Below are 2,520 nucleotides of genomic sequence, written 5' to 3' on the forward strand. Positions count from 1 at the left end.
GGAGATAACGAGCGCGGACGAACTCATCGAGGGATGGCGGGCGACCGCTCCGGCAGAACAGGCAAGCGGGTAATCGTCTCCTACCGACGGAGAAGCGACTCGACCGTTTTCTGTAGCCGCTCGAACGAGGGATCCGAATCGGCGGCTTCGGTCCTCGATGTCGATTCGGCCGCCGAAGCGTCCCCCGTTGCTGTTTCGGTCGCCGAGGCTCGGGCTGACCGGGTATCCGAACGCGGCGCGAGCCGCGTCCGCTCTCGTGCCGTCGGGGTGTCTGCCTTGGATTCGGCGTCCGCCGTCTCGTCGTCCACCATCTCGCCGCCCCCCAGCACACCGTCCGGCCACCACGCCGGGAGGTTCACGGGGAGGTTCGACACGGTAATGCCGGTGACCAGCCCCATCGAGGAGGCCAGCACCGACGCCCGGAGTTCGAAGTTCCCGAATCCGATCGGGTCGAACTGGAGCAGCATCCACACCATTCCGGAGACGAACAGCACCACACCAGCGGCGCTCAGCCATTCGTCGGCGAGGGACGCGCCGTTCTCCCACCGGGTAATCCGAATCACGACGATGCCCGCGACGAAATGGACGGCGAACACCGCGACGAGAAACCCGACGGCGGAGATGGCGGCGAACGGGTCCCACGACGGTAGCATCGACGTGATTCCCCCGAGGGGGTTGCCTGGAGTGACCCCGGACACAAGTTGGAGGAACGCTCGTAGCACCGCCGCCGTCAGCCTGTCGGCAGTGTCGAGCATGCCGACGACCAGCCGAACTTCGCTATCGAGAAGGGTCCGCGCGAGACCTCGACTCGATTGACTCCCGAAGAAGTCGGCGAGGACGAAGAGGCAGAACGGCGGAATCACGCCGAGGACGAAAGCGTATCGCGCGACTCGGGAAACGAGTTTACTCCGACGGACGCCCAGCGCGACGAACCAACCGATGGCGACGAGCGGGACGATTGCGAGCGGCGATTTCTGGAGGACACCGAAAGTCGTCTCGAACATGGAGTCGTAGACGAACTATCCCTAGCACCACCGTATCGAGAAACTTTCGAAGTCGAAAGTGAATGGAAACGGACGTATCTCGGGAGGATCACCAACCGTTACTCGATTTCGATTTCGACGACCTCGGTTTCGCCGTCGAAATCGTCGTCCAGCGGGTCGTTGGCGAGGTCCTCCAGCACCAGTTCGACGTTGCGTTTGTTGGCCTTCCAGATGGCGTCGATGATGCCGCCGACGACCGGTACCGAACCGCCGACGATGTCGATGCTCACGTTCGCGATCATCCGGAGGAGGGTGGTGAACGAGACGCCCAACCGGGCCGCTTCGAGGACGATGTACAGCGAAAGTCCGGCGCTGATGACGTCGCCGACGACCGGAATCGCGCCGAGGATGGGGTCGAGACCGACGCGCATGTCGGTGAACGGAATTCGCATGAAGTCGTCGAAGACGTGTGCGATCGTCCGCATTCGGTCGATCGCCGCGCGGTCGACCGTCGGCGGCAACTCGCCGTCGAAATCGAACTCGTCCTCAAGATCGGAGTTGCTCATGGGCGAACCTGATTCCGGAACGGCATAAATTCGATGGCTGAATGCTCAAAGGGGGGAAATTAGGTTCCTATTCGGTTCGCTCGCGCCATTCCTCGCGGAGCAACCCGTACGAAACCCTATCCACGTACCGACCGTCGACGAACCGATCCATGCGAATTCGTCCCTCCTCCTCGAAACCGAAGGATTCCAGTAGACCGCGGGACGCGTCGTTGAACGCGTAGGCTCCGGCACCCACGGCGGGAGTGTCGTACACGCGGAAGACGTAGTCGATGACGTGGGAAACGGCTTCTTTCCCGTATCCGTTGCCCTGAACGTCCGGAATCAGCCAGTAGACGAGTTCGGGTCGTCGCCAACTCGCATCCTCGACGAACACGGCACCGATGGGTCGCGTGTCCTCATCGTCCTCGTCCTTGCCGTCGAGACAGACGAGGAACTGGTCTGTCCCCTCGTCTTCGGTCCACGTTTCGAGTTGGTCCAGGTTCTTGAGCGGCGTGCCGAGCGGATAGCGTATCTCGGGGTTGGCGTATGCCCGCTGGAGAAACGGGAGATCTTCTTTTTCGAGCGTTCGGAGCGTGATTCGCTCTCCTTCCGTGATTCGTGCACCGGGCATGAGTTGATTTATCTGCATTTATGATAAATAACTTCCGCATCGAATCGCCGGACGGCGGGGAATTTCTACCGAAAACACGGCTAGTTCACCGGATTTCGCTCGGTGACGATCCGCCACAAAGCATTTGGAAGATTCAGCAAATCCAATTAGTTGTGGCGGCTACGGTTGCGGTTGAAAAGTGACGACTGGTGGTCGTCACCCGAAAAGGCGGGACGTCCGCTCATCGTACCACCGCCACATGCCTCTGACTTCCGAAACCGGTGTGGTTTCCCCACACCGTTTCATTCCTCACTGCATCACTTCGGACTTCTCCGTTCTCAATTCACTACTCCACACTACCCTCCGGCCCATCGTGCATGAT

The 2,520-nt window shown here is 60.8% G+C and carries 3 protein-coding genes; all 3 read right to left on the reverse strand.

From position 1 onward, the window contains the following. Window positions 1-80: 80 nt before the first annotated feature. Window positions 81-1,004 carry a hypothetical protein gene (locus tag WBV42_RS14300; protein WP_423986627.1) on the reverse strand — a complete coding sequence of 308 codons (924 nt, stop codon included), beginning with the start codon at window positions 1,002-1,004 and terminating at the stop codon, window positions 81-83. A 98-nt stretch (window positions 1,005-1,102) separates the two neighbouring features. After that, window positions 1,103-1,549 carry a DUF4112 domain-containing protein gene (locus tag WBV42_RS14305; protein ID WP_423986628.1) on the reverse strand — a complete coding sequence of 149 codons (447 nt, stop codon included), beginning with the start codon at window positions 1,547-1,549 and terminating at the stop codon, window positions 1,103-1,105. Window positions 1,550-1,616: 67 nt separating this feature from the next. Next, window positions 1,617-2,159, reverse strand: coding sequence for a GNAT family N-acetyltransferase (locus tag WBV42_RS14310; RefSeq protein WP_423986629.1), 543 nt, complete (start codon window positions 2,157-2,159; stop codon window positions 1,617-1,619). Between the last annotated feature and the right edge of the window lie 361 nt (window positions 2,160-2,520).

It is taken from the genome of Haladaptatus sp. (genome assembly GCF_049589095.1).
GTDB lineage: Archaea > Halobacteriota > Halobacteria > Halobacteriales > Haladaptataceae > Haladaptatus.

Bases quoted from the DNA above. Each gene is read 5' to 3' on its own strand.
- WBV42_RS14300 (WP_423986627.1), bottom strand. From the start codon at position 1,004: ATGTTCGAGACGACTTTCGGTGTCCTCCAGAAATCGCCGCTCGCAATC.
- WBV42_RS14305 (WP_423986628.1), bottom strand. From the start codon at position 1,549: ATGAGCAACTCCGATCTTGAGGACGAGTTCGATTTCGACGGCGAGTTG.
- WBV42_RS14310 (WP_423986629.1), bottom strand. From the start codon at position 2,159: ATGCCCGGTGCACGAATCACGGAAGGAGAGCGAATCACGCTCCGAACG.